The sequence below is a fragment of the Streptomyces sp. YIM 98790 genome (genome assembly GCF_011421595.1).
GTDB lineage: Bacteria > Actinomycetota > Actinomycetes > Streptomycetales > Streptomycetaceae > Streptomyces.
The window spans coordinates 26936-51966 of record NZ_WTLH01000014.1 but is presented as its reverse complement, the minus strand read 5'-3'; the positions used below and the strand labels follow the sequence as shown (position 1 = coordinate 51966).

The window sequence follows — 25031 nt, the reverse complement described above, 5'->3', positions numbered from 1 at the left end:
CAGGAGAGCCACGGTCAGCCTCCCTTCGGGGGGACGATCTGGAGGTAGACGGTGGTGAGCACGAGATTGACGAAGAACAGCAGCAGGAAGGTGATGACCACGGACTGGTTGACCGCGTCGCCCACTCCCTTGGGGCCGCTGCGCGGGTTCATGCCGCGGTGCGCGGCGACCACCCCGGCCAGGAAGCCGTAGATCAGTGCCTTCAGCTCGGAGATGTAGAGGTCGGGAAGCTGGGCGAGGGCGGAGAAGCTGGCCACGTAGGCGCCGGGGGTGCCGCCCTGCATGATGACGTTGAAGAAGTAGCCGCCGACCGTGCCGACCACCGAGACCAGGCCGTTGAGCAGCACGGCCACGGCCATGGCGGCCAGCACCCGGGGGACGACCAGCCGGTGCACGGGCGAGATCCCCATCACCTCCATGGCGTCCAGTTCCTCCCGGATGGTGCGGGCGCCGAGGTCGGCGCAGAGGGCGGACCCGGCCACCCCGGACACCAGCAGCGCCACGATGAGCGGGCTGGCCTGCTGGATGACGGCCAGCACGCTGGCCCCGCCGGTGAAGGACTGGGCGCCGAACTGCTCGGTGAGCGAGCCGACCTGGAGCGCGATCACCGCGCCGAAGGGGATGGCGACCAGGCAGGCGGGCAGGATGGTGACGCTGGCGATGAACCAGAACTGCTCGATGAACTCGCGGGCGTTGAAGGGCCGGCGGAACATCAGCCGCAGTACGGAGCCGGCCAGCAGGAACATCCGGCCGGTCTGGCGCAGCATGCCGAGGCCGGGCAGGGGCCGGGGCCGCGGCCCGCGCCCGGCGGGGCGGCGGCCGGTCCGGGCCGGGTGCGGTGATCGGGGCGCGGTGCCGCTCATGCCGGCGGGCCTCCGGCCGCGGCCCGGCCGCCGGAGAGCATGGACAGTTCGATGGCCCGGCGGGCGGCGGGCGGGAGCTGCGACATCATGCGCAGTACCCGGTTCATCCGGCGGGGCACGGCCTGCCGGACGGGCATGCCCGGGGAGGGGTCGAGCTGGGCGGGCAGGGTGCGCACCCGTCCCTCCCCGGGGTGGAGGCCGTCGCGGCGTTCGGCGGCGAGGGTGGTGGCGTCCTTCTCCTCGGACATGCCGATGGGTCCGGCGCGGCGCCCGGAGAGGAACTGGTCGACCACGGGCTCCTGGCTGGTGAGCAGCAGTTCCCGGGGGCCGAAGGCGACCAGGTTGCGCCGGTAGAGCATGCCCATGTTGTCCGGAACGGTGGAGGCGATGTCGAGATTGTGGGTGACGATCAGCATGGTGGCGTCGATCTGCGCGTTGAGATCGATCAGCAGCTGGGAGAGGTAGGCGGTGCGGACCGGGTCCAGGCCGGAGTCGGGCTCGTCGATCAGGATGATCTGCGGGTCCAGCACCAGCGCGCGGGCCAGGCCGGCGCGCTTGCGCATGCCGCCGGAGATCTCGCCGGGCAGTTTGTCCTCGGCGCCGATCAGGCCGACCATGTCCATGCGTTCGAGCACGATGCGCCGGATCTCGGTCTCGGTTCTGCGGGTGTGCTCGCGCAGCGGGAAGGCGATGTTGTCGTAGAGGGTGAGGGAGCCGAACAGCGCGCCGTCCTGGAACATCAGGCCGAAGCGTTTGCGGGCCTCGTAGATCTCCTGCTCCGGGCTGTTGATCATGTCGGTGCCGTCCACCAGGACTTCCCCCTCCTCGGGCTTGAGCAGCCCGATCAGGGATTTCAGGAAGACGGTCTTGCCGGTTCCGGAGGGGCCGAGCATCACGCTGATCTCACCGGCGGGCAGCGTCAGGGTGAGGTTCTGCCAGACGGTCTGCTCCCCGAAGGACTTGGTCAGACCCTTGATGACGACGTCGACGCCCATGGCGGCCTCCCTGTGTGGGTGCGGGCGGTGCCGCGCTGCCGGTCATGGCCCGGCACGGCGCGGATCAGCGGATCAATGGCGGGGCAGTTCCGGCAGGTCCGGCACCCGGCAGTCGCCGGAGCACACGGCGCTCTGGCTGATCTCCACGTAGTTCCCCGGGCCGGAGATGGCCGCGGTGAGCAGCGGCGAGACATCGTCCCGGCCGCTGCCGCAGCCGGTGAACGGCGGGATGTCGACGGTGCCGCGGAGGGTGCCGCCGCCCAGCACGTCGTACTCGTGGGCGGCGCCCTCCAGCACGGTGTCGACCGGCCCGGCGGTGCGGCAGTCCGGGCCGACGTCCCAGGGCACGCCGTTGACCCGGACGTCGTGGAGGCGGAGCCACTGGTCGTAGCCGACGGTGGTGTGCGGCTGTTCCCCGGCCCGCTGGACGGTGACGATGGTGACCGGGCCGTTGGTGAACTCCACCCGGGCGGTGACCGGCTGGAAGCCGAAGGCGAGGAAGGTGGACTCGGCGTCCGGGAAGGTGAGCCGGCCCAGGTGGCGGATCTGGAAGTAGCCGGGCGCGGACACCATCTGGTGGTTGATGCTCAGCTGGATGAGCTGCGGCCGGGCCGGGTCGTTGATCATCATGGCCCCGCCGAGCTTGCGGACGTCGGCGAAGCCCATGGGGACGGCGCAGCCCTCGATCCCGACCTCGGTGACGGTGGCGCCGGCCGGCGGCTCCGGCATCCGGGCCGGGTCCAGCTCGCCCGGGGGTTTCCCCTCCGGGCAGGGCGGGGGCTCGGCCGCCTCCCGGCCCTGCCGCGGACCGCCGTGGCCGGGACCGGGGAGCGCGGCGGCCGGTCCGGCGGCCGGTCCGCGGCCGTCGCGGACCGCCTCCCCGGCCGTGCCGGAGCTCTGCACCAGCAGGGTGAGCAGGACCGCGGCGGACGCCAGGACGGCGGCCGTCCAACGACGGCGGTTCCCGGGTGCCGCCCGGCGCCGGCGCCCTTTCCCGTGCATCGATGGGACTCCTCTTGATCGCAAAGAAAGCGCAGGTGGCGGGAATGCGCGCACGGGATCACCGGGAAATCGAGGTCGCCGGTGAGCCCTTGCGGAGGGGAGGTTACGCACCGGTAACCAAGGGCGCAATGGAGAAGTACGCAATTCCCGGAGCGCCGGGGAATCCGCGCGTTTTCTTGTTTCTCCGGCACAGCCCGGAACCCGTGATTCATCATCCGGTGACTGTTCCTGAGCCTCCCTCTTGACAATCCGCCCCGGTCCCCGCTTCCACTCGTGCTGCCTGCTGTGCACGCGTACACCAGCCGTGCACGGGGGGTGCCTATCGGTTACCCGCTGGTCTATCTTGTGTCGCTACGACCGCGTCATCACCCTGCCCGGCGGACCGATCCGACCGCTCGGTGAGCCGCCCGGCGTACGGCACCGGCACCTGCCCGCCGCTGCCCGCACGTGGCCGCCGGGGCACTCAAACCGCTCTCCGCGGAGGGAGGCGAACGACATGACGATGGCACCCCAGATCGTGAGTCTGAAGGAACCCATGGGACCGCTCCCAAGGGAATTCGCCGCGATTATGCGCCCGGAACTTCCCAGCCTTCTGGAAGAGATCGGCACCGAGATTCGCAGGTCCGTGCCGGATTGTGCAGAGGTGCTGGACGGTCCCTATGGGCGCGGCATCAGAGTCTGCGTGGACCAGATCCTGACCACATTTGTCGATCAGGTGGCCGACGCGGGTGTGCCCACCGCGCGCCGCGACGATCTCTGCCGCCGGCTGGGCCGGGCCGCCGCGAGACTGGGCCGCAGCCTCGACAGCGTCTACAGCTCCTTCCAGCTCGGAGCCCGGCTGGCCCTGCGCCACGCCAAGAAGGCGGGCAAGCGCTACAGCCTCTCCCCCTCCCTCATGCTGATGTTCGCCGACGCGCTGTTCGCGTACGTCGACGACATCACCGCGCTGGCCCGGGAGGGTTATCTCCAGGCGCAGGCCGAGGCCGCGCTGGGCGAGCAGCTGGAGAACGACCGGCGCCGGCTGCTGCGGCTGATCCTGGCCGGGCCGTCCGCGCCGCGCGCCCGGGTCACCGAACTGGCCGAGCGCACCCGCTGGCCGCTGCCGGACGAGGTCACCCTGGTGGCCCTGTCCGCCGACCCCCAGCTCACCCGCGACTCCCTGGACAGCGACGCCCTGGCCGACCTGACCGATCCGCAGCCGCACATGCTGCTGCCCGGCCCGTTCGACGAGGCCCGCCGGGCCGACCTGGAACCGGCGCTGGCCGGCTCACCGGCCGTGATCGGGCTGACCGTGCCGCTGGACGACGCGGGCGACTCGCTGCGCTGGGCCCGCCAGACCCTCCAGCTCGTGCACAGCGGCGTGATCCAGGACGGCCCGCTGGTCGACTGCGAGACCCATCTGGTCACCCTCTGGCTGCTCACCGACCCGGCGCTCACCGAGCAGATGGCACGGCGACAGCTGGCCCCGCTGACCGACCTCACCGAATCGCAGCGGGAACGGCTGATCGAGACCCTGCGGGCCTGGCTGGCCACCCGGGGCAATGCCGTGGAGATGGCGGACCTGCTGCATCTGCATCCGCAGACCGTGCGCTACCGGATGCGGAACCTGGAACGCGTTTTCGGCTCCCGCCGGCTCAGCGATCCGGACCAGCGTTTCGCCACCGAGAGCGTGCTGCGCGCCCTGCGGCTGCGGGAGAACGCCACCGTGCTGCCGCTGCCCCGCGGCCCGCGCCGCCCCGTCTGACGGACCGGCTCCGGCCGGACGCCGGCCGGACGCCGGCCGGACTCGGGCCCGGCGGCCAGCGCGTTCCCGCAGGCCGGACGGCCCCCTGCAACACCGGCGCACTTCACCTGCATATGCCAAGTGACGTGCAATGGGCGCCCGGGCGCCCGCCATTTCTCACCCGGCGTTCATCTGTTCTCCCGAGGGTTCCACCGGCAGCAGTCCCGCCCCGAATCCGCAGGGAGCACAGATGGGCCACGGCCACCACCACGACGACCTCCCGCATGCACACCCGCACCCCCACCGGCACCATGGCGAGGACGGTACCGGCCCCCTCCCGGCGGCCATGGACCCCGCCGTGCCCGACAGCGAACTGAGCCCCGAGCAGCTCTCCCGGCGCGGCATCCTGCGGCGGGCCGGTGTGCTCGGCGCGGGCCTGGCCGGCGCGGGCATGCTGACCGGCGCGGCCCCGGCCATGGCGGTCCCCGGCCCCGCGGCCGGCACACCCGTCACCGGCCGCGGCGGCCACGGCGGACGGCTGCTCTGGCTGGCCGGTGACCACCACATCCACACGCAGTACAGCCCCGATGCCATGTACCGCGTCGCCGACCAGGTGCGCAACGGCGCCCGCCACGGCCTGGACTGGATGGTCATCACCGACCACGGCAACAGCAACCACGTGCGGATCGGCGTGGAGAAGGTCAACCCGGACATCAAGGAGGCCCGCGCGGACTTCCCCGACACCCTGGTCTTTCAGGGCCTGGAGTGGAACATCCCGGGCGCCGAGCACGGCACCGTCTTCGTCCACCCGGGCCGCAACGAGGTGTCGGTGCTCAAGCAGTTCGAGGCCGACTACGACGGCAGCGTCACCGGTACCAGCGGCACCTCGCCGGAGAACGAGGCACTCGCCATCGCCGGCCTGGACTTCCTGGCCGAGCAGGTGCGCAAGGACCGGGTCAAGGACGCGCTGATGCTGGCCAACCACCCCGCACGGCGCGGCGTGGACTCCCCGCACGAGATCCGCGGCTGGCGGGACGCGCAGCCGGCCATCGCCGTCGGCATGGAGGGCGCACCCGGCCACCAGGCCGCCGGCATCCCCGCCCCGCACGGCCCGGGCAGCGCCCGCGGCTACTACGCCTCCAGCCCCGGCTCCCACTCCTGGCCTGGCTACCCGGCGGAGAGCTACCGCACCTGGGGAGGCTTCGACTGGATGACCGCCACCGTGGGCGGCCTGTGGGACAGCCTGCTGGCCGAGGGCAAGCCCTGGTGGATCACGGCCAACTCCGACTCGCACGTCAACTGGGCCGACCTGTCCCGGCGCCCGGACGGCACCGACTTCAACGCCAACGGCTTCCACGACGACCCCGTCTACGCGGGCGCGCCCAACCTCACGGCCGGCGACTTCTGGCCCGGCCAGTACAGCCGCACCCACGTCGGGGCCCGCTCCTTCTCCTACCGGGCGGTGATGGACGGCATCCGCGAGGGCCGGATCTGGGTCGACCACGGCGGCCTGATCTCCGGCCTGGACGCCCGGCTCCGCGGCGGCGGCAAGTCCGTCACCCTGGGCGGCATGCTGCACGTCAGGCGCGGCACCGAGGTCGAACTGGTGATGGACATCGCACTGGCCAACGGGGCCAACTGGGCCCAGTTCGTGCCCGTCCTGGCCCGGGTGGACGTCATCCGGGGCGAGGTCACCGGTACGGCCGCCGACAAGGACACCTTCACCGCCCCGGGCACCCGGGTGGTCAAGTCCTTCGAGGTGAACAGGTCCACCGGCAGCGTCCGGCTGACCTACCGGCTGGGCAGGGTCTCCGGCCCGCTGTACGTGCGGCTGCGCGGCACCGACGGCAACCGCAGCCAGCCCGGTCTGAACGGCTCGGCCGTGGACCCGCACGGCCCCGCGCTGGACGTGATGGGCGACGCCGACCCCTGGCGCGACCTGTGGTTCTACACCAACCCGATGTGGGTGATCACCTCGTGACAGCCACCGCCCCGGCCGCCGTGATCGGCCTGGACGCCGGTTTCGGCGGCCTCGGCGGCCTGCACGGGGCCGACCATCTGCTGCGCACCCTGGCCGCGCGGCTGGAGCTGCCGGAGGACGCCTGCGCCTGCACCCACCGGGCGGCGGACAGCCTCGGCCGGATCACGTTCTCCCTGGGCCTGCCGGACGCGGCGGCGGCCGAGGCGGTCTGGGACCGTCTGGCCGCCCTCGCCGGTCTGCCCGGTCTGCCGGGTCTGCCCGGCCTGCCCGGCCTGCCGGACGAGGACCGGAAGGCCGGCGAGGGCGGCGCCGACCGGCCCGCGCCGTTCACCGCCGTCCTGGGCAACCGCCTGCTGACGGCGGCCGGGGGGCGGTCGGAGGCCGCACGGCAGGCGGCCACGGCCGCGGCGGCCGAGCATGCGGCGCGCAGCGGCGGGCGGGCCGTGCTGTTCCCTGGCCTGGCCGGGCTGCCCGCCGTACTCGGCATCGCGGAGCTGCTGGCGCGCACCGCCATCGAGGAGGTGACCGCCCTCGGCGGCGCGGCCGTGGCCCCGGAGGCACGGCTCGACACCCGGGGCCATCTGCGACCGGAGTGGCGGGACGGAGCGCTGCGGCTGCGGCTGATGCCCGCCCACGGCGGCTACCTGCCCTTCGAGATCCCCGACCCGCACCCGTGCTGCGGCGACCACGGATAGCGCCGGGCTGAGCAATTCCGGTGCCGCCCGTTGTCAGCCGCTGATGAAACCGTGCCGCGCCCCGGCCGTATCACCGTGGACGTCTTGTCCGCCGAATTTACGCGTGAGTAACGTTCCTTCGCGCTGACGCCGCCGTTCGTGTCGGCACCCGCGTCGGCACCGGATCCACGCCCGGTTCGGAGCGAAGGAAAGGGACCCTCATGCGCCGCCTGATATCCGCCGTCGCGCTGGCCTCGGCCGCCGGACTGGCCACCACCGGATGCAGCTCCGATACGCCGGGCACCGCGGACGGCGGAACCGGCACCGGAGACGGCCGGGAGACCGCCGCCGAGGTGTCCGCGGAAGTGCTGGCATGGAGCGAGGAATTCTGCGGCCATGTGGCGGCGGGCGGCGACGGCCTGACCGTCCCCGAGGAGGGCACGGAGGACGGTCCGCAGCAGGCACAGGAGGACATCGTGCTGTTCCTGGACGACCTCGCCGGACGGCTGGCCGCGCTGGAGGAGGGCATCACGGAGACCGGGCCGCCGCCGGTGCCGGAGGGCCAGGCGCTGTTCGACGCGGCCCTGTCCGGCCTGGGCGAGGCCCGCACCGCCCTGGCCTCTGCGGCGAGTTCGCTGGAGGAGGCAGGGGTCAACGACGATCCGGAGGCCCTGGCGACCGCCGTGTCCCGGGCGGAGGAGGACATGGCGGCGGTGGACGGCTACGAGGGCCCGGTGCGGGAATTCCGCGCCGACGAGCAGCTCAACACCGCTTTCGACGCCCTGGAGAACTGCCGGGACCTGTGAGCCGGCCGCAAGAGGAAAACGTCCGGCGAGGCCGCGGGCACGAGGAAGCGGCCCCCGTCCCTTCGGACGGGGGCCGCTCATTGCGTGCACTGCCTCAGCTCCGCACCTCAGGCCTTGGGCGTGAGGTTGACGCTGAGGGTGTTGTCCGGGCCGGCCACGAAGACGTTCAGGATTCCGGTCAGGAATCCGCAGTTCTGCAGGCCGGCGATCTCGTAGGTGCCGGTCAGCTCGCCGCCGGCCAGCGGGTTGAAGAAGTCGGCGGTCGAGGCCAGATCCACCGTGGAGGGAGAGCTGGTCTTGCAGTCGGAGCCGCCGCCGATCGGCAGGCCGAGGACCTTCACTTTGGGCAGGTAGATGTCCATGGTCGAGGACGAGGTCAGCTTGCCGTTCACCAGCGAACCGGTGGTCGACCCGAGCTGCTGGAACTCCACCCTGGCGGAGGCCGGCAGGAAGCCGAGGATCTTGAACTTCCCGGAGGTCGGATTGAGCTGGAGGTCGGCCTCGTAGGAACCTGAGGCCAGGTCCAGCACCGCGTCCAGGCCGCCGCTCAGCGGGACATCACCGTTGGCCGCGCCGATGTGGGAAGAGCCGGCGAGGTCATATCCGTACTCGACACCGCCCGGAGGCTCCGTGGGGTCCGTCGGGTCGACCGGGTCGACCGGGTCGACCGGGTCCACCGGGTCAGCGGGATCGGTCGGGTCCACCGGGTCCGCAGGGTCCACCGGGTCAGCGGGATCGGTCGGGTCCACCGGGTCCGCAGGGTCCACCGGGTCAGCGGGATCGGTCGGGTCCACCGGGTCCGCGGGGTCCACCGGGTCCGCGGGGTCCACCGGGTCCGCGGGGTCCACCGGGTCCGCGGGGTCCACCGGGTCGGTGGGGTCCACCGGGTCGGTGGGGTCAGTCGGGTCGACCGGGTCCGTGGGGTCCACCGGGTCAGCGGGGTCCTCGGGGTCCGGCGGGTTGATGATCTCGCCCGTGAACAGGACGTTGTCCTGGTCCGCCGGGTCCAGCACGCAGTGCGAGTCGAAGGTTCCCAGCCCGGTCTCGTTGCCGTTGGCGTCCAGCGGCGTCAGCGTCAGGTCCAGTTCGTTGACGGTCACCGTGACCGTCCCCGCGTTCTGGAAGGTGAGCGACGGCGCGTTGCCGTGGGCGTTGACCGGGAAGGCCCCGGACGGCGGGATGGGGGTGTCCTCCAGGGTCACGGGAACGCTGAGGTCCAGTGTGCCGTCGGGCGATTCGATCCTGGAGCTGGAGACGCCCGTACCGGTCAGGGTCTTGGCACCGACCAGATTCAGGCCCTGGTTGGCCCGCTCCCCGACCGTGGACACGGCGGTGATCGCGATCTCCGGCGACGGGACGCCGACCTCCAGCGTTGCCGGGAAGTTCGCCGTGATCTCCACGCCGACGACATCGTTGCCTATCAGCGGGAAGGGGCACTGATAGGTCAGCGACACCGAACCGGGTTCCGCGTTCGCGGCTCCCACCCCGGCGACGGCGACGATGCCGCCGGCCACGAGGGCTGAGGAGGCCACGGCCGCCAGGACCCTGGCCTTCCCCGCATTTCTTTTATGAGCTCCCATGAGCTGCCTTTCCTGTGGATGCGAGCGGACTGAGCGGATTCCGCCACGTTTCGGAGCCGAAAACTACTGACGGGTAGCCTGGGGGTCAAGGCTCACTCCTGAATTCCGGCAGAAGGCGGCTCGGAACCAATCCGGAAGGCGATTTTTCCTCCCCCTGGGAGCAATCGGACAGCCGCCACTCATCATATTGCGCTAACGTCCGGCGACTCCGCTCCAGGCAGGGCTTCAGCATCGGATGACAACGCGACACAGTCGCCCTACTCACCGGATGACAAGAAGAAACACACTGCTCACGGCAGGTTGACCAGCGCCATACCGGTGAGTAGCTTACGGCACGCATCGTGCCCGCACGGGAAGCAATTCAGTATTCCAATTGTTTCCGGAAAGGTAGCTCATGGGAGCCCACAGGAGAACACGCAAAGCCCAGGCCGCGACGGCCGTGGCGGCGACCGCGATAGCCGCCGGCGGAATGATGGTGGCGTTGGGATTCGGAACTGCTTCCGCGGACGAACCCAGCTCGCTGACCCTGACGTACGCGTGTCCGTTCCCGCTCATCGGGAATGACACGGTCACTGTCGAGATCTCCGCCAACATTCCGGCCACACTTGAGGTCGGCGTTCCGTCGCCGGAGATCGCGATCATCGCGATCTCCACCGTCGGGGAGAAGGCCACCCAGGGCCTGAACCTGGTGGGTGCGAAGACGCTCACAGGTACGGCCGTCTCCCAGTCGAAGATCACTCATCCCGGAGGTTCACTCGACCTGGCGGTTCCGGTGACGCTTGAGGACACCGCCATCCCGGCCTCCGGGACGTTCACCGTCGATGCGAGCGGCACAGCGCCCTCCATCACGCTCAACCAGCCGGGAGACCTGACCATCTCGGTGCACGAACTGGACATGACGCTGACCCCGCTGGACGCCAACGGCAGCGAGACCGGGCTGGGGACCTTCGATTCGCACTGCGTGCTGGACCCGGCGGATCAGGACAACATCCTGGCCACCGGCCAGATCGTCGGCGACGGCCCGGTGGACCCGGCAGATCCCACCGATCCCACCGACCCGAGCGACCCCGCCGACCCGGCCGATCCCGGTGATCCCGCCGACCCCGCTGACCCGAGCGACCCCGCCGACCCCACCGACCCGAGCGACCCCGCCGACCCGGCCGATCCCGGTGATCCCGCCGACCCGGCCGATCCCTCCCCTGCCGATGTGGGCGGCACGGTGTCCACCGGCGGCAGCAGTTCCGGGAGCAGCACCGGCGGAGGCGCCTCCACCATCAGCGGAGGCACCAGCTCACCGCAGCTCAGCGGCGGCGCCCAGCTCAGCAGCGGAGGCGCCGGCGGAGGTCTCGCCAACACCGGCACCGACCTCGACGCCGGGCTGATCGCGTTCGGCGCGGCGACCATGCTGGCCGGCGGCGCCGCCCTGCGCTACGTCCCCCGCCTGCTGAACAACCGCAGCACCGGCACCGCCTGACGCATCCCGCCGCAGGGCCTCGGAGCCCCGCCCGTCCGCCCTGCCCGTCCGCCCTGGCGGGGCGGACGGGCGGGGCCTTCGGGCCATGCCGCGGCAAGCGGCTCAGCGGGCGACCGGCAGGCGCGGGAAGCGGGTCTGCAACTGCCAGACGTGGACGTTCTCGCCCAGTTCCTCATGCAGGTCGATCAGATCGGCCAGCAGGTCGTGCAGGAAGTCGCGGGCCTCGCGCCGCAGCTCGGCGTGGCGCACCACCAGCGGCGGCTCGCCCGCCGGCTGCCAGTCGGCGGTGATGTCCACATGCCCGAAGCGGCGCACGAAGCGCAGGCGCTCGGTGGATTCGGTGAAGTCCAGCTCCGCCCGCTGCGGGCGGGCGGCGCGGCTGCCCAGCGGGTCCCGGTCCAGTTGCTCGGCGATGTCACACAGCGCCCAGGCGAAATCCAGTACCGGCACCCACCCCCAGGCGGTGGCCAGCTCGTGGTCCGTCTTTGAGTCGGCGAGGTAGACGTCCCCGCTGAACAGGTCGTGACGCAGCGCCCGTACGTCCGCCGCCCGGTAGTCCGTCTGCGGCGGGTCCGGAAACCGCGACGACAGCGCATACCCGATATCCAGCACCCCCCGATCCTCCCACGCCGGTCGGCAGGGCCGGGCCTGGCGAGGCACCGGTGGGCGGCATCCGGGGCAATACACTCTCGCCATGGCGATTCAGCGGATGGACAACGTCCTCATCGTTGTCGACGACCTCGATGCGGTCATCGAGTTCTTCGTCGAACTCGGCATGGAACTGGAGGGCAAGGGACCGGTCGAGGGGCGCTGGGTGGAACGTGTCATCGGGGTCGACGACGTCCGGCAGGACATCGCCATGCTGCGCACCCCGGACGGACACGGCCGGATCGAACTGGCAAGGTTTCACACGCCGACGGCGATCAGTCCGGAGCCGAAGAACGCACCCGCGAACACGCTGGGCATTCGCCGCGTCATGTTCGCCGTCGACGACATCGAGGACGTCGTTGCCCGTCTGCGGGCCCGCGGCGCGGAACTCGTCGGCGAGATCGTGCGGTACGAGGACATCTATCGGCTCTGCTACATCCGTGGTCCCGAGGGCATCGTCGTCGGGCTGGCCCAGCAACTCGGCTGAGGCCGGCGCCGAGGGCCGGGGACCGGCGTTCCATGGCGGCCATCGGGGGTCGCGGCCGGGTCATGGTTGTGCGCCGGGCGGGAGTGGCGGCAGCGGCAGGGGAAGGCCCGGCAGGCCGTCGATGCTGGTGGCGACGTGCTCCTTCTTCCGGAAGTACGCGTCGAGTGACTCGTCCGTCTCGCGCGCGAAGCGCGACGCATGCAGGGGGCGGTCTCCGTCATAGGTCATGAACGGGACGGCGTACCCACAGGTGTCGCGGATCTTCTCGGCCGTCACGACGATGATCGCCCGCAGGCCATGGGTGGTCGGATCGATGTCGGGGAAGTGCCCGATCAGCCCGGCCCATCGCGCGTCGTCGCGGAAGACCGGCTCACCGCGGCCGTGCACGCGCACGATGTTGGGCGGACCGTCGAAGGCGCACCACATCAGGGTGATGCGGCCGTTCTCGCGCAGATGCGCGATCGTCTCGGCGTTGCTCCCGGCGAAATCGAGGTAGGCCACGGTCAGCTCGTCGATCACCGCGAACGAGCCCTTCAGGCCCTTGGGTGAAAGGTTCACGGTGCCCTCGCGGTCCAGCGGCGCCGTCGCGGTGAAAAAGATGTGCTGCGCCTCGATGAAGGCCCGCAACCGGCCGTCTATCCGCTCATAGTTCTTGCCCATGGAAACGATTATGCGGGGTTGGGCCCGGCTCCCCCGCGTCAGCCCGGTCGCGCCCGCCAGAGGCGTGGGGGGCGGAGGCGGAGGCAAGCCCGGGCCCGGAGAAGGAAGGCGGTGGGGAGGAAGAGGAGGTCGGCGGCGATGACCGCCAGGGAGAGGTAGGGCAGTCCCATCAGCACGCCGATCACTGCGTGTTCGGCGATCAGGAAGACCAGCATGACGTTCTTGGCGCGGCGGTTGAGCAGTGAGAAGACGAAGCCGACCTGGAGGAAGACGGTCACGTAGGTCATCGCCAGCACCACGCCCGAGTGGCCGGCCAGCCAGGCGGACGGTCCGGGCCAGGGGGTGTAGTAGTCGGCGTGCAGCGCGTAGTAGGTGGCCGTGCCGTTCTGCCACAGCTCGCCCTGGATCTTGTACCAGCCGGCGCTGCCGTAGATCAGGCAGACCTCGTACATCAGCACCAGCAGGGTGGCGTTGTGCACCAGGTGGGCAAGGGTGTCGCAGAAGGTCCGGGGCTGGCCGGGCGCGAAGCGGCCCGCCGTCCACCACAGGGCATGGACCAGCCAGAGCCCCCAGAAGACCAGCAGCCAGCCGGGGGCGTCGAGTCTGCCGCTGAGGGTGGACGCGGCCAGGGCGGCGCCGAGGAGTGCCCAGAGCGCCGGGCCTGCGCCGGACCGGGCGCGGGCCCGGCGGCGGGCGTCGAGTGACCAGACCTGGCCGCAGCGCAGCAGCACCAGGTAGACGGCCAGCAGATGCAGGAGATTGTCGCCGCCGTTGCCCATGATGCTGCTGCGGTTGTCGAAGGACAGCACCGCGACCATGAACAGCACCGACATGGCCCGGGTGTGCCAGCCGAGCAGCAGTCCGGCCGCCGAGGCCAGGGCCAGGGCGTAGCAGAGCTCGAACCACAGGGTGGAGCCGGACCAGACCAGTACGGTGAGGGCCCCGGTGGTCTCCAGGTAGGGGACGGCAAGGTCCAGGCCCCAGGGGCCGTTGGGGCCGAACAGCTCGTGGCGGTGGGGGAACTCCCGCACCATGAACAGCAGCCAGGTGAAGGCGGTGGCGATCCGCAGTACCGCGGTCTGGTGCGGTCCCAGGGAACGGGTGGTCACGGTACGGAATCCGCGGGTGAGGGCGGAGTCCCAGCGGGCGATCAGTCCCTCGGGCTGCGTCTGCGTCTGCGCGGCGGGCGCGGTCCGCTCGGGGTGGTCCGGGCCGTCATCGGCCCCGGTCCTGGTGCCGCTCGTGGTGCCGGGATCGGTGCCGGGATCGGTGCCGGGATCGGACGCGGTGGTGGTCACGGGGTGGTTCCTCCTCCGGCGAGGGCGGCGACGCCACGGTCGGCGTCGGTCACCTCACGCCATCCGGCCTCGCGGTAGGCGGGTTCGCCGGAGGCCGCGCCACGGCCCCTCTCCCAGGGCGGTGGCGGAATGGCGACGCTGCCGGAACGAAGCTGGATGCGTTCCACCCGATCGAGGTCGCGGCCCTGTTCGGCGAGGCGCAGCAGGGCGATCCGGTGCACGTGGGCGTCCATCAGCAGCCCGTACTCGGTGTACGGGACGAACGAGTCGTCGGTGTGTTTGCGGAACTGCGACCAGGCCCGGAAGAGCTGGGCGCGGTCGGCGTGGCTGGGCAGCAGCTGGTGACGGATGTTGTCCAGGTCCTGCTGGGTGAGGTCCAGCCAGTCGGTGCGGATGACGCCGGCGGAGTCCCGCCGGATTTCGGCGCGCACCTCGATGCGCAGATCAGCGCGTGGCGGGCTGGGCGCGAACAGCAGCCAGTTCCTTACGAGTTCCGGTTCCAGGTAGCCGTCGACGGCGGACTCGGTCCGGCGCTTCAGCACGTTGTCGGGCGCGATGGAGAGGAAGCCCGCCAGCATGTGCCACAGGGTGAGCAGCGCCAGCCCGGCGGCGAAGAGCTGCACGGCCGCCCGCAGCGGCCGGGACAGGGTGTGCGGGGCCCGGCCCACGCCCGGTGCGCCGGTCTCCTCGCTGTCCCGGCTGTCCCGGCTGTCGCGTTCTTCCCTGACTTCTTCGGCTTCCTGGCGTTCCGTGATCTCCATGGCGCCGCCCCTCCCGGTCAGCAGGTGCTGGGGACCGGCTGGCCGGACAGGCGGTCGTTCATGAACGCGAGGGCCTCCGCGTTGCCGTGGTAGACCAGCGCGATGTGGCCGGTCTGCCAGGTCTTCCAGACCAGTTCGACACCGGCCGCGCAGTAGGCGTCGCGCAGTGACCGGGCCTGCGGAGAGGCGACGAGTTCGTCCTCGGTGGCGTGGTACTGGAAGACCGGGGCGGCGATCGGCCGGGTGCCGAGCGTGTTCTCCTGGATGCGGGCCAGCCACGGCGGATCGATCAGCGGGCTGCGCGTCAGATAGTCCGTGACGCGTTTGCCCCGGTGCTCCAGCAGGAGTTCCATGGTGCAGGCGCGTGCGTTCATATCCGCGAAGGCCGCGCGGCCCGTGTCATTGAGGTGGGGCTCCAGATCCAGTTCCGGGTAGGCGTTGTCCATGCCGAGCAGGGCGTACGCGAGCAGTCCGAAACCGTCGCCGCCTTCCAGCCCGAGGGCGACCTGCACCTGGTCGGCCGGTACTCCCCCGCCGATCACCCCGGCCAGGTCGAGTTCCGGTGCGTAGGCGGGCTGGAGTTCACCGGCCCACATGGCGGCCCCGCCGCCCTGGGAGTAGCCGCGGAAGAAGACCGGGGCGGTGGCGGAGAGCCCGGCCTCGGTGAGGCGCTGCGCGGCCCGCACACCGTCGATGAGCGCCGCACCCATGGAGCGGCCGATGGTGTAGGTGGTTTCCGGATCGGGGTGATAGCCCTCGTAATCGGTGAGGGCGACGGCGTACCCGGCGCCGAGCAGGGAATTGACCGCGGGCTGTTCGTAGAAGGCGCCGATGGCGAGCATGCGGGAAGGGGCGCAGTGGAACGCGGGGCCGTGGGTGCCGGGGCCGAATCCGACGACGGGGGCGGTTGCCGGGTCGGCGCCCTTGGGCACGAGCACGGTTCCGGTGACGGCGTTGGGCTCGCCGAGCGCGTCCGTGGACAGGTACATCACCTGCCAGGCGTCGGCCAGGGCCTGCGCGCTGGGCGGTCCCGCCTTGGCCGGGCGGTACCGGATCAGGTCGCCGGGCCGCCCGGCGGGCAGCGGATCGGGCGGGGTGTGGAAGGCGTCGTCGGAGAGCGCGCTCTCCGCCTCGGTGGCCACGGCTGCCGCCGCGGCGCGGGACGGCCCGCCGGGCGGGGCGGCGGCCAGGATCAGCGCGAGTGCGCCCGCCGCTGCCGCCTGCACTGCTTTGCGTCGCCATCGAGCGGGCACGGTGGGGCCTCCCTGTCCTCTGTTCTCTCCGGGCCCGAGACAGGATAGGGAGGAAATGCTGGGTATTCCGGGCCGCATTTTTTCTTTGTCAGCGGCCCTCAATCACTCCGTACGGAATACGCATCCGCCGACAAGCCGGCGCGGCCGGCCGCTGCGCGCAGGCAACCCGGTGCGGCACGGCGCAGCGTGGCGAACGCTGCGGTCGGCGCGGGGATTCAGGTGCGTTCCGCCGAGTCGAGCCGGGCGAACGCCACCAGGTTGTCCTCGTAGTTCCGGGTCTCCCGGTCGTAGGCGCCGGCGCAGGTGATCAGGCGCAGCGACGGGGAGGGGGTGTCGGCGTACACCCGGTCGTCGGGGAAGTCGGCCTTGCTGAAGACCTCCATGGCATGGACCGTGAACGTCGCGGTGATGCCGTCCTCGCGGGTGATGCTGACCGAGCTTCCCGGTTTCAGTTCGTTCAGGCGCGCGAACACGGCCGGTCCGTCCATGGTGTCGACATGGCCGACCACGATGGAGGAGCCGCGCTCGCCCGGAGCCGCTCCGTCCTCGAACCAGCCGGCGAGATTGCTGTCGTCGCGAGGCGGTGGGTCGAGCTGCCCGGATTCCCCGATGGCCAGTGGGACGAACGGCGCGTCCACGCCGATCTCCGGGATGGTGATCCGGGTGGGTACCGAGCGGGGCAGGGCCTGTTCGGCGCCGGAAGCCTGACCGGGCACGGCGGGAGAGCCGGCCGGGGCCGGGGCTTCCGCCGCGGAGTGGGCCGGGGGCGGGAGCTCGGCCGGTGCGGTGAGGGCGTTGTAGAGGAGGAGGACACCCGCGGCCGTGGCCGCAAGGGGCAGGATCAGTGCTCGGCCGAGCTTGCGGCGGGCGGGCCCGGTCCGGGTCCGGGTCCGGTTCTGCTCGGACGGCTGCTGGGACGGCTGCTGGGCCGGCATGGAAGAGGGCCTTTCGTGAACGGGACGGCGGCGGCGTTGCCGGGGACCGCGCGGAGCAGCGACCGCGGCCGCCATCCGTGGAAGGACGGCAGCCGCGAAAGAACGCAGTGAGGCGTGAGGGGTGACGGTTCAGGCGGCGGCAGAGCCGGCCGCGGTGCGACGCCGCAGCACGTAGGCCCCGGCACCGAGACCGCCGAGCAGCAGCACGGACCCGGCGGCCATGCCGCCTGCGGGCTGGACCAGCCCGCCGCTGCCGGCGTGAACACCGCCGCGCGGCTTCTTGCCCTTGCCGTGCTTGTCGTGCTTGCCGTGCTTGTCGTGCTTGTCGTGCTTGTCGTGACGGTCCTTGTCCCCGTGGTCCCCGCTCACCGGGAGCCCCGTCACGGCCAGCGCACCGCTGCCGGCGTGAACACCACCGCGCGGCTTCTTGCCCTTGCCGTGCTTGCCGTCCTTGCCGTGACGGTCCTTATCGTGGTGCTTGCCGTGCTTGTCGTGACGGTCCTTGTCCCCGTGGTCCCCGCTCACCGGGAGCCCCGTCACGGCCAGCGCACCGCTGCCGGCGTGAACACCACCGCGCGGCTTCTTGCCCTTGCCGTGCTTGCCGTCCTTGCCGTGACGGTCCTTATCGTGGTGCTTGCCGTCCTTGTCGTGACGGTCCTTGTCCCCGTGGTCACCACTGGTGGCCATACCGCTCTCCGGCGCCCGCAGCTCGGGTGCGGTCAGGGCGCTCGCTGCGGGAGCGGAGAGGGCAAGGGCCGCGGTGACGGCGGCTGAGGCGAAGAGAGTGCGAGTGGCACGCATGAATTTTCCTTTCGCCGCGAACGCGAGAGCCGACACGTCATCAGCTCTTGGGAACGCGCTGGCGACGTGTTCAGCCTCAGCCGGATCACGACCGCGCACCACTGGAAAGTGTGGTATTCGAGTGAGGCCATCATCTCTTTCAGTGAAAAAGGCGGCGGCGCCACTCGTTTGCCCACGGGCGGTGCCACACATTCGGGCCGCCGCGGGGTAAGGGAGGGCGGGCGAAGCTCCCGGCCCGGCCGGCGGCTGCGCATCCCGCTACGGCGCCGTTCCGGTCCGCCGGGCCGCGGGCAGCCGGTAGACCCGGGCGGCGGTGCCGGCGAACACGGCGTCCCGCTCGGCAGGGGCCAGGGTGTCGCACAGTTCCCGGGCGGTGTCCAGGACCCTCCCGTAGCCGGCGGCGAGGCGGCAGACCGGCCAGTCGGAGCCGAACATCACCCGTTCCGGGCCGAAGGCGTCCAGCACCACTTCGGCATACGGCCGCAGGTCGGGCACGGTCCAGGTCCGCCAGTCCGCCTCGGTCACCAGACCGGAGAGCTTGCACACGGCGTTGGGCCGCCCGGCGAGGCGGCGCACCGACGCCGACCAGCCGGCCAGTTCTTCCGGCTCCCCGGCGGCGATGGGCGGCTTGCCCAAGTGGTCCAGGACAAAGGTGAGCTGCGGGAAACGGGAGGCGGCCTCCGCCGCGGCGGGCAGTTGGTGCGGAAGGATCACCAGGTCGTAGACGAGCCCGGCATCGGCCACGGCGGCCAGGCCGCGGGCCACGTCGGCACGGAGCAGCCACCGCGGGTCGGGCTCGTGCTGCACCTGGTGCCGGATGCCGACCAGCCGTTCCCCGCCCGGACCGGTGCGCAGCGCCTCCAAGGCCCGGCCGGCGTCGGGGGCGGTGAGGTCGGTCCAGCCGACCACGCCGGCGATCAGCTCGCTCTGCGCCGCCAGGGCGAGAAGCTCGGGGGTCTCCTCGGCGACGGTCACGGTCTGCACGGCCACGGTCGACGTCACCCCCGCCGCGCGCGCCTCGGGCTCCAGGTCGGCCAGGGTGAAGTCGCGGCGCAGCGGGGCCAGGGCTTCCCCGGCGATCCAGTCCTGGTCGCGGACGGCCAGCTCCCACAGGTGGTGGTGGGCGTCGATCACCGCTCCGGGGGCGGGACCGGCCGGTGCACACCGCGCGGCGGCGTACGAGGCCGGGGACGGGGACGGGGGCAAGGACGGGGACGGAGGCGGAGGCGGGGAAGGCTCGTTCACGGGGCGGCTCTCTCCGGGGGGACGGGAACCCCGGGCGGCAGCAGGGCCTCGGCGCGCAGCCGTTCCCACAGCGCCCCGGGGATCGGGTGGGCCATCATCGCGGCGGCGTCGCGGACTTCCCCGGCGGAGCGGGCACCCACCAGCACGCTGCTCACCGCCGGGTGGCCGAACGGGAACTGGAGGGCGGCGGCGCGCAACGGGACGCCGTGCTCCTCGCACACGTCCTTCAGCCGCAGGGCGCGGCGCAGCAGCGGCTCCGGGGCGGCCGTGTAGTTGTAGGTGGCTCCGGGGCGGGGATCGGCCAGCAGTCCGGAGTTGAAGGCGCCGCCGATCACCACCGAGGTGCCGCGGGCGGCGGCGACGGGCAGCAGCTCGCGCAGCGCGTCCTGGTCGAGCAGGGTGTAGCGGCCGGCGCAGAGCACCACGTCGAGGGTGATGCCGGAGTCGCGGATGAACCGGGTGAGCATGGCGGTCTGGTTCATGCCGGCGCCGATCGCGGAGACGGTGCCCTCGGCGCGCAGCCGGGCCAGTTCGGGAAGGGCCTCGCCGAAGGCGGCCCCGGCGTGGTCGTCGGGGTCGTGCAGGTAGGCGATGTCCACCCGGTCGAGGCCGAGCCGGTCGAGACTGTCGGCGAGGCTGCGCCGCACCCCGGCCGCGGTGAAGTCCCAGACCCGCTCGTGGGTGGCGGGGACGGCGAAGCCGTGGTCCAGGTCGTCGGCCGGGTGGGGAGGAGGCAGTGGGCGGAGGAGGCGGCCGACCTTGGTGGAGACGGTGCGGCGGGCGGCCGGGCGGCCGGCCAGGGCGGCGCCGAGGCGGCGTTCGGACAGGCCGAGTCCGTAGTGGGGCGCGGTGTCGTAGTAGCGCACGCCCGCCGCCCAGGCGGCGTCCACGGCGGCGCGGGCCTGTGCGGCGCCGACCGGGCGGTAGAGGCCGGCGAGCGGCGCGGCGCCCAGCGCCAGTTCGGTCACTGTGACGCCGGTGGTCCCCAGGGTTCTCGTCCGCGCGGCCGGCGGCACCTCGGCTCCGTTCTTCTCCATTTCTCTCCGTTCTGCTCCGCTGCTCCGCTGCTTCGCGTTCCCGTCGTCATCCCCGGCGGTTCCGCCCGTCAGGTCCGCGGTGCGGGGCGGGGGCGCAGGCCGGCCATGCCGCCGTCCACGGCCAGGGCGGTGCCGGTGACCGCGGAGGCGGCCGGCCCGGCGAGGTAGACGATGGCCGCCGCGACCTCCCCGGCGGTGACCAGGCGGCCCATGGGCTGGCGGGCGGCGAGCGCGGCCCGCTCGGCCTCGGGATCGTCGGCGGCGTCCAGCAGCCGGGCGACCCAGGGGGTGTCCGCGGTTCCGGGGTTGACGCAGTTGACCCGGATGCCGTCGGGCAGGTGGTCCGCGGCCATGGCCAGGGTGAGGGAGAGCACCGCGCCTTTGGTGGCCGAGTACAGGGCCCGCTGCGGCAGCCCGGCGGTGGCGGCGATGGAGCAGACGTTGACCACCGAGGCGTGCGGCGAGGCGCGCAGACGGGGCAGGGCGGCGCGGCTGGTGCGCACCATGCCCACCACGTTGACGTCCCAGACCCGGTGCCATTCCTCGTCGGGGTTGTCCGCCACGGTGCCGGCTGCGCCGATGCCCGCGTTGTTGACCAGGATGTCCAGCCCGCCGAGGTCTTCGGCGGCGGCGGACACCGCGGCCCGGACCGAGGCGTCGTCCGAGACGTCGGCCCGGTACGGGAGGAGGGGCGCGGTGACGTCCTCCGGGCGCAGGTCCAGGACGGCGACCCGGGCGCCGCGCGCGGCCAGCAGCCGGGCGGCGGCCTGCCCGATCCCGGAGGCCCCGCCGGTCACCAGGGCCCGCAGCCCCGCCAGTTCCCGGCCGCCCGCCGGATCGGTCGCCGGGCCGGTCGCCGGGCCGGTCGCCGGGTCGGTGGTCGCTCCGGTCGTCGGCTCGGTCATCCGGCCGGCACCGTCCTCTCCGTGTCGTCCTGTCCGCCCGGGGTGCGCCCGGCACGGTCGGCGGTCCAGAAGGCACCGTCGGGGAACCGGTAGCGGTCCAGGGACTCCTGGCGCATCCGGGCCGAGAAGCCGGGCGTCTGGGGGGCGGCGTAGTGGCCGCCCACGATGCGCACCGGGTCGGTGAAGTGCTCGTGCAGGTGGTCCACGTACTCCACGGCCCGGTCCCGGGTGGTGCCGCTGAGCGCCACGTAGTCGAACATGGCCAGGTGCTGCACGAGTTCGCACAGGCCGACACCGCCCGCGTGCGGGCAGACCGGCACTCCGTGATCGGCGGCGAGCAGCAGCACGGCCAGGTTCTCGTTGACGCCGCCGACCCGCGCGGCGTCCAGCTGGAGCACGTCGACCGCTCCGGCCTGGAGGAGCTGTTTGACGATCACCCGGTTCTGGGCGTGCTCGCCGGTGGCCACCTTGACCGGGGCGACGGCCCGCCGCACCGCCGCATGCCCGAGGATGTCGTCCGGGCTGGTCGGCTCCTCGATCCAGTAGGGGCCGAACTCGGCGAGCGCCCTGGTCCATTCGATGGCCTGCCGGACGTGCCAGCGCTGATTGGCGTCCACGGCGATCCGGATGTCCGGCCCGACGGCGGCCCGCGCCGCGCGCAGCCGCCGGACGTCGTCGGCGAGGTCGGCGCCGACCTTGAGCTTGATCTGGGTGAAGCCGTCGGCGACGGCCTGGCGGGCCAGCCTGGTGAGTTTGGCGTCGGAGTAGCCGAGCCAGCCGGGAGAGGTGGTGTAGGCGGGGTAGCCGGTTCGCAGCAGCGCGTCGGCGCGCCGGCCGGCGCCCTCCCGTCCGGCGCGCAGCAGTTCCACGGCGCGCTCCGGGGACAGCACGTCCTCCAGGTAGCGGAGGTCGGCCTGCCCGGCCAGCCATTCCGGTTCGGCGTCGGCGAGCAGCCGCCACAGCGGTTTGCCGGCCCGCCGGGCGGCCAGATCCCAGACCGCGTTGACGGCCGCGCCGATGGCCATGTGGATGACGCCCTTCTCCGGTCCGAGCCAGCGGAGCTGGCTGTCCGCGGTGAGGGCGCGGTAGACGGTGCCCGGGTCGGCGCAGATGTCGTCCACCCGGCGGCCGATCAGGTGCGGGCGCAGCGCCTCCAGGGCGGCGACCTGTACTTCGTTGCCCCGGCCGATGGTGAAGGTGAAGCCGTGGCCGGCGGGGCCCCCGTCGGTGCGCAGCACCAGGTAGGCGGCGGAGTAGTCGGGGTCGGGGTTCATCGCGTCCGAGCCGTCCAACTCGCGCGAGGTGGGGAAGCGGATGTCGTGGGTCTCGACGGCGGTGATGCGGCTCATGGCGGTGTCCGGTGCCGCTCTCACGCCTGGCCGAGGGTCTGGCGCTGCCGCCCGAGGCCGTCGATCTCCAGCTCCATCACATCGCCGGGGCGCAGGTAGGGCTGGTCGGGCAGGCCGAGGGCGACGCCCGCCGGGGTGCCGGTGTTGATGACGTCTCCGGGTTCCAGGACCATGTAGCGGCTGAGGTAGGCGACCAGATGGCGGATGTCGAAGATCATGTCGCCGGTGTGGCCGTTCTGCCGCTCGGTACCGTTGATCCACAGCCGCAGGCCCAGGTTCTGCGGGTCGTCCACCTCGTCGGCGGTGACCAGCCACGGGCCGAGCGGGTTGAAGGTCTCGCAGGACTTGCCCAGGTCCCACTGGGGTGAGTAGTCGAGCTGGAACTCGCGCTCGGAGACGTCGTTGCTGACGGCATAGCCGGCGACGACCCCGGCGGCCTCCTCCTCGGTCTCCAGATAGCGGGCGCGGCGGCCGATGACCACGGCCAGCTCCACCTCCCAGTCGGTCCGGACCGAGCCGCGCGGGATGAGGACCTCGTCGTAGGCGCCGATCACGGTGCCCGGGTCCTTCATGAAGACGACGGGGCGGGGCGGGGCCGCGGCTCCGGTCTCCCGGGCGTGGTCGCGGTAGTTGAGGCCGATGCAGACCACCTTGCCGGGCCGGGCGACGGGCGCCCCGACCCGCAGGTCCCCGGCGTCCGGGAGCTCCGGCAGCCCGCCGGCGGCCAGCGCCTCGCGGGCCCGCTCGATTCCGCCGCCGGCCAGGAAGGCGCGGTCGATGTCACCGCCGCCGGTGACCGGGGACAGATCCAGCACCCGGCCGTCGTCGGTGCGGACCGCCGGACGTTCCGCACCCGCCCCTCCCAGACGCATCAGCTTCACCGGAGACTCCAAGACCTCGGAGGTATCAATGCCAGCACCGCACCCTATCCCCGAACTTCCGGACTGAACAGCACAGAGATCGGAGGTCTTTCAGGCTCCGGCCGGGGTGGCGGCACTGGAAGCCGCCGCCCCGGCCGGAGACACGTCCGGGGACACCTCCGATGTCCCGGCCGGAGAGCCGGCGGGGGCCTCGGCCCGCAGCCAGCGCTCCACCCCGGCGATGTGCACGGCGGCGCTGGCCTCGGCCAGCCGGGCGTCCCGGGCGGCGAGCGCCTCCAGGATCGCCCCGTGCTCCCGCTGTGCGCCGGCAAGCACCGCGTCCCCGCCCGCGGCGCGCAGCACGCGCACCCGCTGGGTGCGGCTGGAGAGAATCCGCAGCAGCGCGGAGAGCACGGGGTTGCCGGCCAGGTCGGCGATGGCGCCGTGGAAGTCCATGTCGCAGGCCACGAACTCCTCGATGTCCCGTGCCCGGTTGCAGCGCTCCAGCAGCCCGGAGAGGCGGGCCAGGTCCGCGTCGGTGATCCGGCCGGCGGCCAGCGCCGTCGCCTGCGGCTCCAGCATGCGCCGGACCTGGAGGAGCTGGAGCGCGGTTTCCCCGGTGGAGACGTCGGCGGCGAAAGTCAGCGACTCCAGCAGCAGACCGGGCTCAAGACTGGACACATAGGTGCCGTCGCCCTGCCGGACCACCAGAATGCGCATGGCGGTCAGGGCACGGACCGCCTCGCGCAGCGAATTGCGGGACAGCCCGAGGTCCTCGGCCAATTCCTCTTCGCGGGGCAGCCGCTGGCCGGGAGCCAGTGCTCCGGCCACAATCATCGCCTTGATTCTGTCGATCGCCCGCTCCGTCACCGCCATCGCCATGGCTCCTCCCGCACACCCGTCCGCATGCCCCGGTCCGCCCGACCGTACCGGCCGCCGCATGCGGCAGTGACCGGACGGGGGATCGCCGCTGCGGCCCGCCGTCATAGCTCGACGACATATTCACCGCTTTTTCCGTCCGGCAGGGCACGGGCGGCGGCGAAATGCCCGCCGTCACCGCCATCATGGTGTGCCGGCGCCGGGGATACGGCCGGGAGAGCCGCAGGGCGGGAATGCCGGTACGGGAGGCGGGCCATGGCCAGGGGCGCACGGTGCCGCGGTGCCGCCCGCGGCCCGCCGGACCCGCCGCGAGCGGTAACGGCACAGTGCCGGTTCCGGTCCCCGGGGCGGCCGGAACCGGGGAACGGCAAAGTTCCGTTGCCCGCGGCCGGGCCTTGTGCTCCCGCCGGCCAAGCCCGGCAACTCCGGCCGCATCTGACCGTGTCCCTTCAGAAAGCCGCGGCCCTGGCCGGATACGGCCGGACGGCAATCCCCTGGGACCGGAGTGCTCCCCCGCCGCCGGGGTTCTCCCTGCTCACCGCGGCGGCACCGCCCCGGGGCGGTGCCGCCGGGCGCCCGGGGACCCACCGCCGGGGCCGGGACCGGGCCGGGATCTTCCCTTCCGCCGCGCCAAACCAGGCAGAAGATTAAAATTCCAAGATCGGAGTAATTTCCGCGCGCTCTCCGGGGCAGTCTGAGATCGAGGACCTCTCCTCCTCTCCCGCTCCTTCTCCCGCGATACGAGCTTTGATCCGCTATGACGCTTCTCGCCGATGTGGCCGCGCACCGTCAAGGACAGCGGCCGTCTCCCCGCA

Annotated in this window: 23 protein-coding genes; 6 read left to right on the top strand and 17 right to left on the bottom strand. The window is 72.3% G+C overall.

All coding sequences use genetic code 11. The features are described 5' to 3' along the window. Positions 1–14: 14 nt before the first annotated feature. From GQS09_RS04710 to GQS09_RS04700, 3 genes are all read right to left on the bottom strand, one after another. The gene (locus GQS09_RS04710) at positions 15–863 is read right to left on the bottom strand and encodes an ABC transporter permease (protein WP_165984692.1); all 849 of its coding nucleotides are present in this window, start codon (positions 861–863) and stop codon (positions 15–17) included. Next, on the bottom strand, positions 860–1858 hold the full coding sequence (locus tag GQS09_RS04705; RefSeq protein WP_165984691.1) for an ABC transporter ATP-binding protein: 999 nt from the start codon (positions 1856–1858) through the stop codon (positions 860–862). Before GQS09_RS04705 ends, GQS09_RS04710 begins: the two co-directional genes overlap by 4 nt. Before the next feature lie 72 nt (positions 1859–1930). Continuing rightward, positions 1931–2860 carry a hypothetical protein gene (locus GQS09_RS04700; RefSeq protein ID WP_165984690.1) on the bottom strand — a complete coding sequence of 310 codons (930 nt, stop codon included), beginning with the start codon at positions 2858–2860 and terminating at the stop codon, positions 1931–1933. A gap of 496 nt (positions 2861–3356) precedes the next feature. Between GQS09_RS04700 and GQS09_RS04695 the strand changes: the two genes are divergently transcribed. The 4 genes from GQS09_RS04695 (at position 3357) to GQS09_RS04680 (ending at position 8044) form a co-directional block, all read left to right on the top strand. Continuing rightward, positions 3357–4604 (top strand): helix-turn-helix domain-containing protein, encoded by a 1248-nt coding sequence (locus tag GQS09_RS04695; RefSeq protein ID WP_165984689.1) that lies wholly within the window; start codon positions 3357–3359, stop codon positions 4602–4604. 229 nt (positions 4605–4833) lie between these two features. Next, a complete protein-coding gene (locus GQS09_RS04690; RefSeq protein WP_165984688.1) occupies positions 4834–6564 on the top strand; it encodes a PHP domain-containing protein in 1731 nt (576 codons plus the stop codon). Next, a complete protein-coding gene (locus GQS09_RS04685) occupies positions 6561–7259 on the top strand; it encodes a hypothetical protein (protein WP_165984687.1) in 699 nt (232 codons plus the stop codon). Before GQS09_RS04690 ends, GQS09_RS04685 begins: the two co-directional genes overlap by 4 nt. Before the next feature lie 200 nt (positions 7260–7459). After that, positions 7460–8044 carry a hypothetical protein gene (locus GQS09_RS04680; protein WP_165984686.1) on the top strand — a complete coding sequence of 195 codons (585 nt, stop codon included), beginning with the start codon at positions 7460–7462 and terminating at the stop codon, positions 8042–8044. Between the two features lie 107 nt (positions 8045–8151). Here GQS09_RS04680 and GQS09_RS29055 read toward each other — a convergent pair whose 3' ends face one another. After that, entirely contained in the window at positions 8152–9576 is a 1425-nt protein-coding gene (locus GQS09_RS29055; protein ID WP_243761109.1) for a DUF6801 domain-containing protein, read from the bottom strand. A gap of 529 nt (positions 9577–10105) precedes the next feature. Here GQS09_RS29055 and GQS09_RS29050 point away from each other — a divergent pair. Beyond that, positions 10106–11098, top strand: a complete 993-nt coding sequence (locus GQS09_RS29050) for a DUF6801 domain-containing protein (RefSeq protein WP_243761108.1) — start codon at positions 10106–10108, stop codon at positions 11096–11098. 102 nt (positions 11099–11200) lie between these two features. Here the strand turns inward: GQS09_RS29050 and GQS09_RS04660 are convergent, their stop codons facing one another. Then, positions 11201–11710 (bottom strand): hypothetical protein, encoded by a 510-nt coding sequence (locus tag GQS09_RS04660; protein ID WP_165984685.1) that lies wholly within the window; start codon positions 11708–11710, stop codon positions 11201–11203. An 82-nt stretch (positions 11711–11792) separates the two neighbouring features. Here GQS09_RS04660 and GQS09_RS04655 point away from each other — a divergent pair, with 82 nt between their 5' ends. After that, positions 11793–12233 carry a VOC family protein gene (locus tag GQS09_RS04655; protein WP_165984684.1) on the top strand — a complete coding sequence of 147 codons (441 nt, stop codon included), beginning with the start codon at positions 11793–11795 and terminating at the stop codon, positions 12231–12233. A 60-nt stretch (positions 12234–12293) separates the two neighbouring features. Here the strand turns inward: GQS09_RS04655 and GQS09_RS04650 are convergent, their stop codons facing one another. The 12 genes from GQS09_RS04650 to GQS09_RS04595 form a co-directional block, all read right to left on the bottom strand. Continuing rightward, a complete protein-coding gene (locus GQS09_RS04650; RefSeq protein WP_165984683.1) occupies positions 12294–12893 on the bottom strand; it encodes a pyridoxamine 5'-phosphate oxidase family protein in 600 nt (199 codons plus the stop codon). A 38-nt stretch (positions 12894–12931) separates the two neighbouring features. Beyond that, positions 12932–14191 (bottom strand): HTTM domain-containing protein, encoded by a 1260-nt coding sequence (locus GQS09_RS04645; protein ID WP_165984682.1) that lies wholly within the window; start codon positions 14189–14191, stop codon positions 12932–12934. Beyond that, the gene (locus tag GQS09_RS04640; RefSeq protein WP_165984681.1) at positions 14188–14952 is read right to left on the bottom strand and encodes a DUF5819 family protein; all 765 of its coding nucleotides are present in this window, start codon (positions 14950–14952) and stop codon (positions 14188–14190) included. Before GQS09_RS04640 ends, GQS09_RS04645 begins: the two co-directional genes overlap by 4 nt. A gap of 17 nt (positions 14953–14969) precedes the next feature. Continuing rightward, positions 14970–16205 carry a lipase family protein gene (locus tag GQS09_RS04635; RefSeq protein WP_207957454.1) on the bottom strand — a complete coding sequence of 412 codons (1236 nt, stop codon included), beginning with the start codon at positions 16203–16205 and terminating at the stop codon, positions 14970–14972. 215 nt (positions 16206–16420) lie between these two features. Next, on the bottom strand, positions 16421–17140 hold the full coding sequence (locus tag GQS09_RS04630) for a class F sortase (protein ID WP_165984679.1): 720 nt from the start codon (positions 17138–17140) through the stop codon (positions 16421–16423). 129 nt (positions 17141–17269) lie between these two features. Further along, positions 17270–17941 carry a hypothetical protein gene (locus GQS09_RS04625; protein ID WP_165984678.1) on the bottom strand — a complete coding sequence of 224 codons (672 nt, stop codon included), beginning with the start codon at positions 17939–17941 and terminating at the stop codon, positions 17270–17272. Between the two features lie 258 nt (positions 17942–18199). Then, positions 18200–19072, bottom strand: coding sequence for an amidohydrolase family protein (locus GQS09_RS04620; RefSeq protein WP_165984701.1), 873 nt, complete (start codon positions 19070–19072; stop codon positions 18200–18202). A 110-nt stretch (positions 19073–19182) separates the two neighbouring features. Continuing rightward, a complete protein-coding gene (locus GQS09_RS04615) occupies positions 19183–20223 on the bottom strand; it encodes an aldo/keto reductase (protein ID WP_165984677.1) in 1041 nt (346 codons plus the stop codon). A 68-nt stretch (positions 20224–20291) separates the two neighbouring features. Beyond that, entirely contained in the window at positions 20292–21128 is an 837-nt protein-coding gene (locus GQS09_RS04610; RefSeq protein WP_165984676.1) for an SDR family NAD(P)-dependent oxidoreductase, read from the bottom strand. Continuing rightward, a complete protein-coding gene (locus tag GQS09_RS04605; RefSeq protein WP_165984675.1) occupies positions 21125–22477 on the bottom strand; it encodes an enolase C-terminal domain-like protein in 1353 nt (450 codons plus the stop codon). Before GQS09_RS04605 ends, GQS09_RS04610 begins: the two co-directional genes overlap by 4 nt. Before the next feature lie 20 nt (positions 22478–22497). Beyond that, complete coding sequence (locus GQS09_RS04600; RefSeq protein WP_165984674.1) at positions 22498–23358, bottom strand: fumarylacetoacetate hydrolase family protein; 861 nt, start codon at positions 23356–23358, stop codon at positions 22498–22500. Positions 23359–23448: 90 nt separating this feature from the next. Further along, positions 23449–24213: a FadR/GntR family transcriptional regulator gene (locus GQS09_RS04595; RefSeq protein WP_165984700.1), complete on the bottom strand. Its 765-nt coding sequence runs from the start codon at positions 24211–24213 to the stop codon at positions 23449–23451. Positions 24214–25031: the final 818 nt, after the last annotated feature.

Excerpts from the sequence above, each read along its gene's own strand:
- GQS09_RS04710 (WP_165984692.1), bottom strand. The coding sequence starts at position 863 with ATGAGCGGCACCGCGCCCCGATCACCGCACCCGGCCCGGACCGGCCGC.
- GQS09_RS04705 (WP_165984691.1), bottom strand. The coding sequence starts at position 1,858 with ATGGGCGTCGACGTCGTCATCAAGGGTCTGACCAAGTCCTTCGGGGAG.
- GQS09_RS04700 (WP_165984690.1), bottom strand. The coding sequence starts at position 2,860 with ATGCACGGGAAAGGGCGCCGGCGCCGGGCGGCACCCGGGAACCGCCGT.
- GQS09_RS04695 (WP_165984689.1), top strand. The coding sequence starts at position 3,357 with ATGACGATGGCACCCCAGATCGTGAGTCTGAAGGAACCCATGGGACCG.
- GQS09_RS04690 (WP_165984688.1), top strand. The coding sequence starts at position 4,834 with ATGGGCCACGGCCACCACCACGACGACCTCCCGCATGCACACCCGCAC.
- GQS09_RS04680 (WP_165984686.1), top strand. The coding sequence starts at position 7,460 with ATGCGCCGCCTGATATCCGCCGTCGCGCTGGCCTCGGCCGCCGGACTG.
- GQS09_RS04655 (WP_165984684.1), top strand. The coding sequence starts at position 11,793 with ATGGCGATTCAGCGGATGGACAACGTCCTCATCGTTGTCGACGACCTC.
- GQS09_RS04650 (WP_165984683.1), bottom strand. The coding sequence starts at position 12,893 with ATGGGCAAGAACTATGAGCGGATAGACGGCCGGTTGCGGGCCTTCATC.
- GQS09_RS04640 (WP_165984681.1), bottom strand. The coding sequence starts at position 14,952 with ATGGAGATCACGGAACGCCAGGAAGCCGAAGAAGTCAGGGAAGAACGC.
- GQS09_RS04630 (WP_165984679.1), bottom strand. The coding sequence starts at position 17,140 with ATGCCGGCCCAGCAGCCGTCCCAGCAGCCGTCCGAGCAGAACCGGACC.
- GQS09_RS04625 (WP_165984678.1), bottom strand. The coding sequence starts at position 17,941 with ATGCGTGCCACTCGCACTCTCTTCGCCTCAGCCGCCGTCACCGCGGCC.
- GQS09_RS04615 (WP_165984677.1), bottom strand. The coding sequence starts at position 20,223 with ATGGAGAAGAACGGAGCCGAGGTGCCGCCGGCCGCGCGGACGAGAACC.
- GQS09_RS04610 (WP_165984676.1), bottom strand. The coding sequence starts at position 21,128 with ATGACCGAGCCGACGACCGGAGCGACCACCGACCCGGCGACCGGCCCG.
- GQS09_RS04605 (WP_165984675.1), bottom strand. The coding sequence starts at position 22,477 with ATGAGCCGCATCACCGCCGTCGAGACCCACGACATCCGCTTCCCCACC.
- GQS09_RS04595 (WP_165984700.1), bottom strand. The coding sequence starts at position 24,213 with ATGGCGGTGACGGAGCGGGCGATCGACAGAATCAAGGCGATGATTGTG.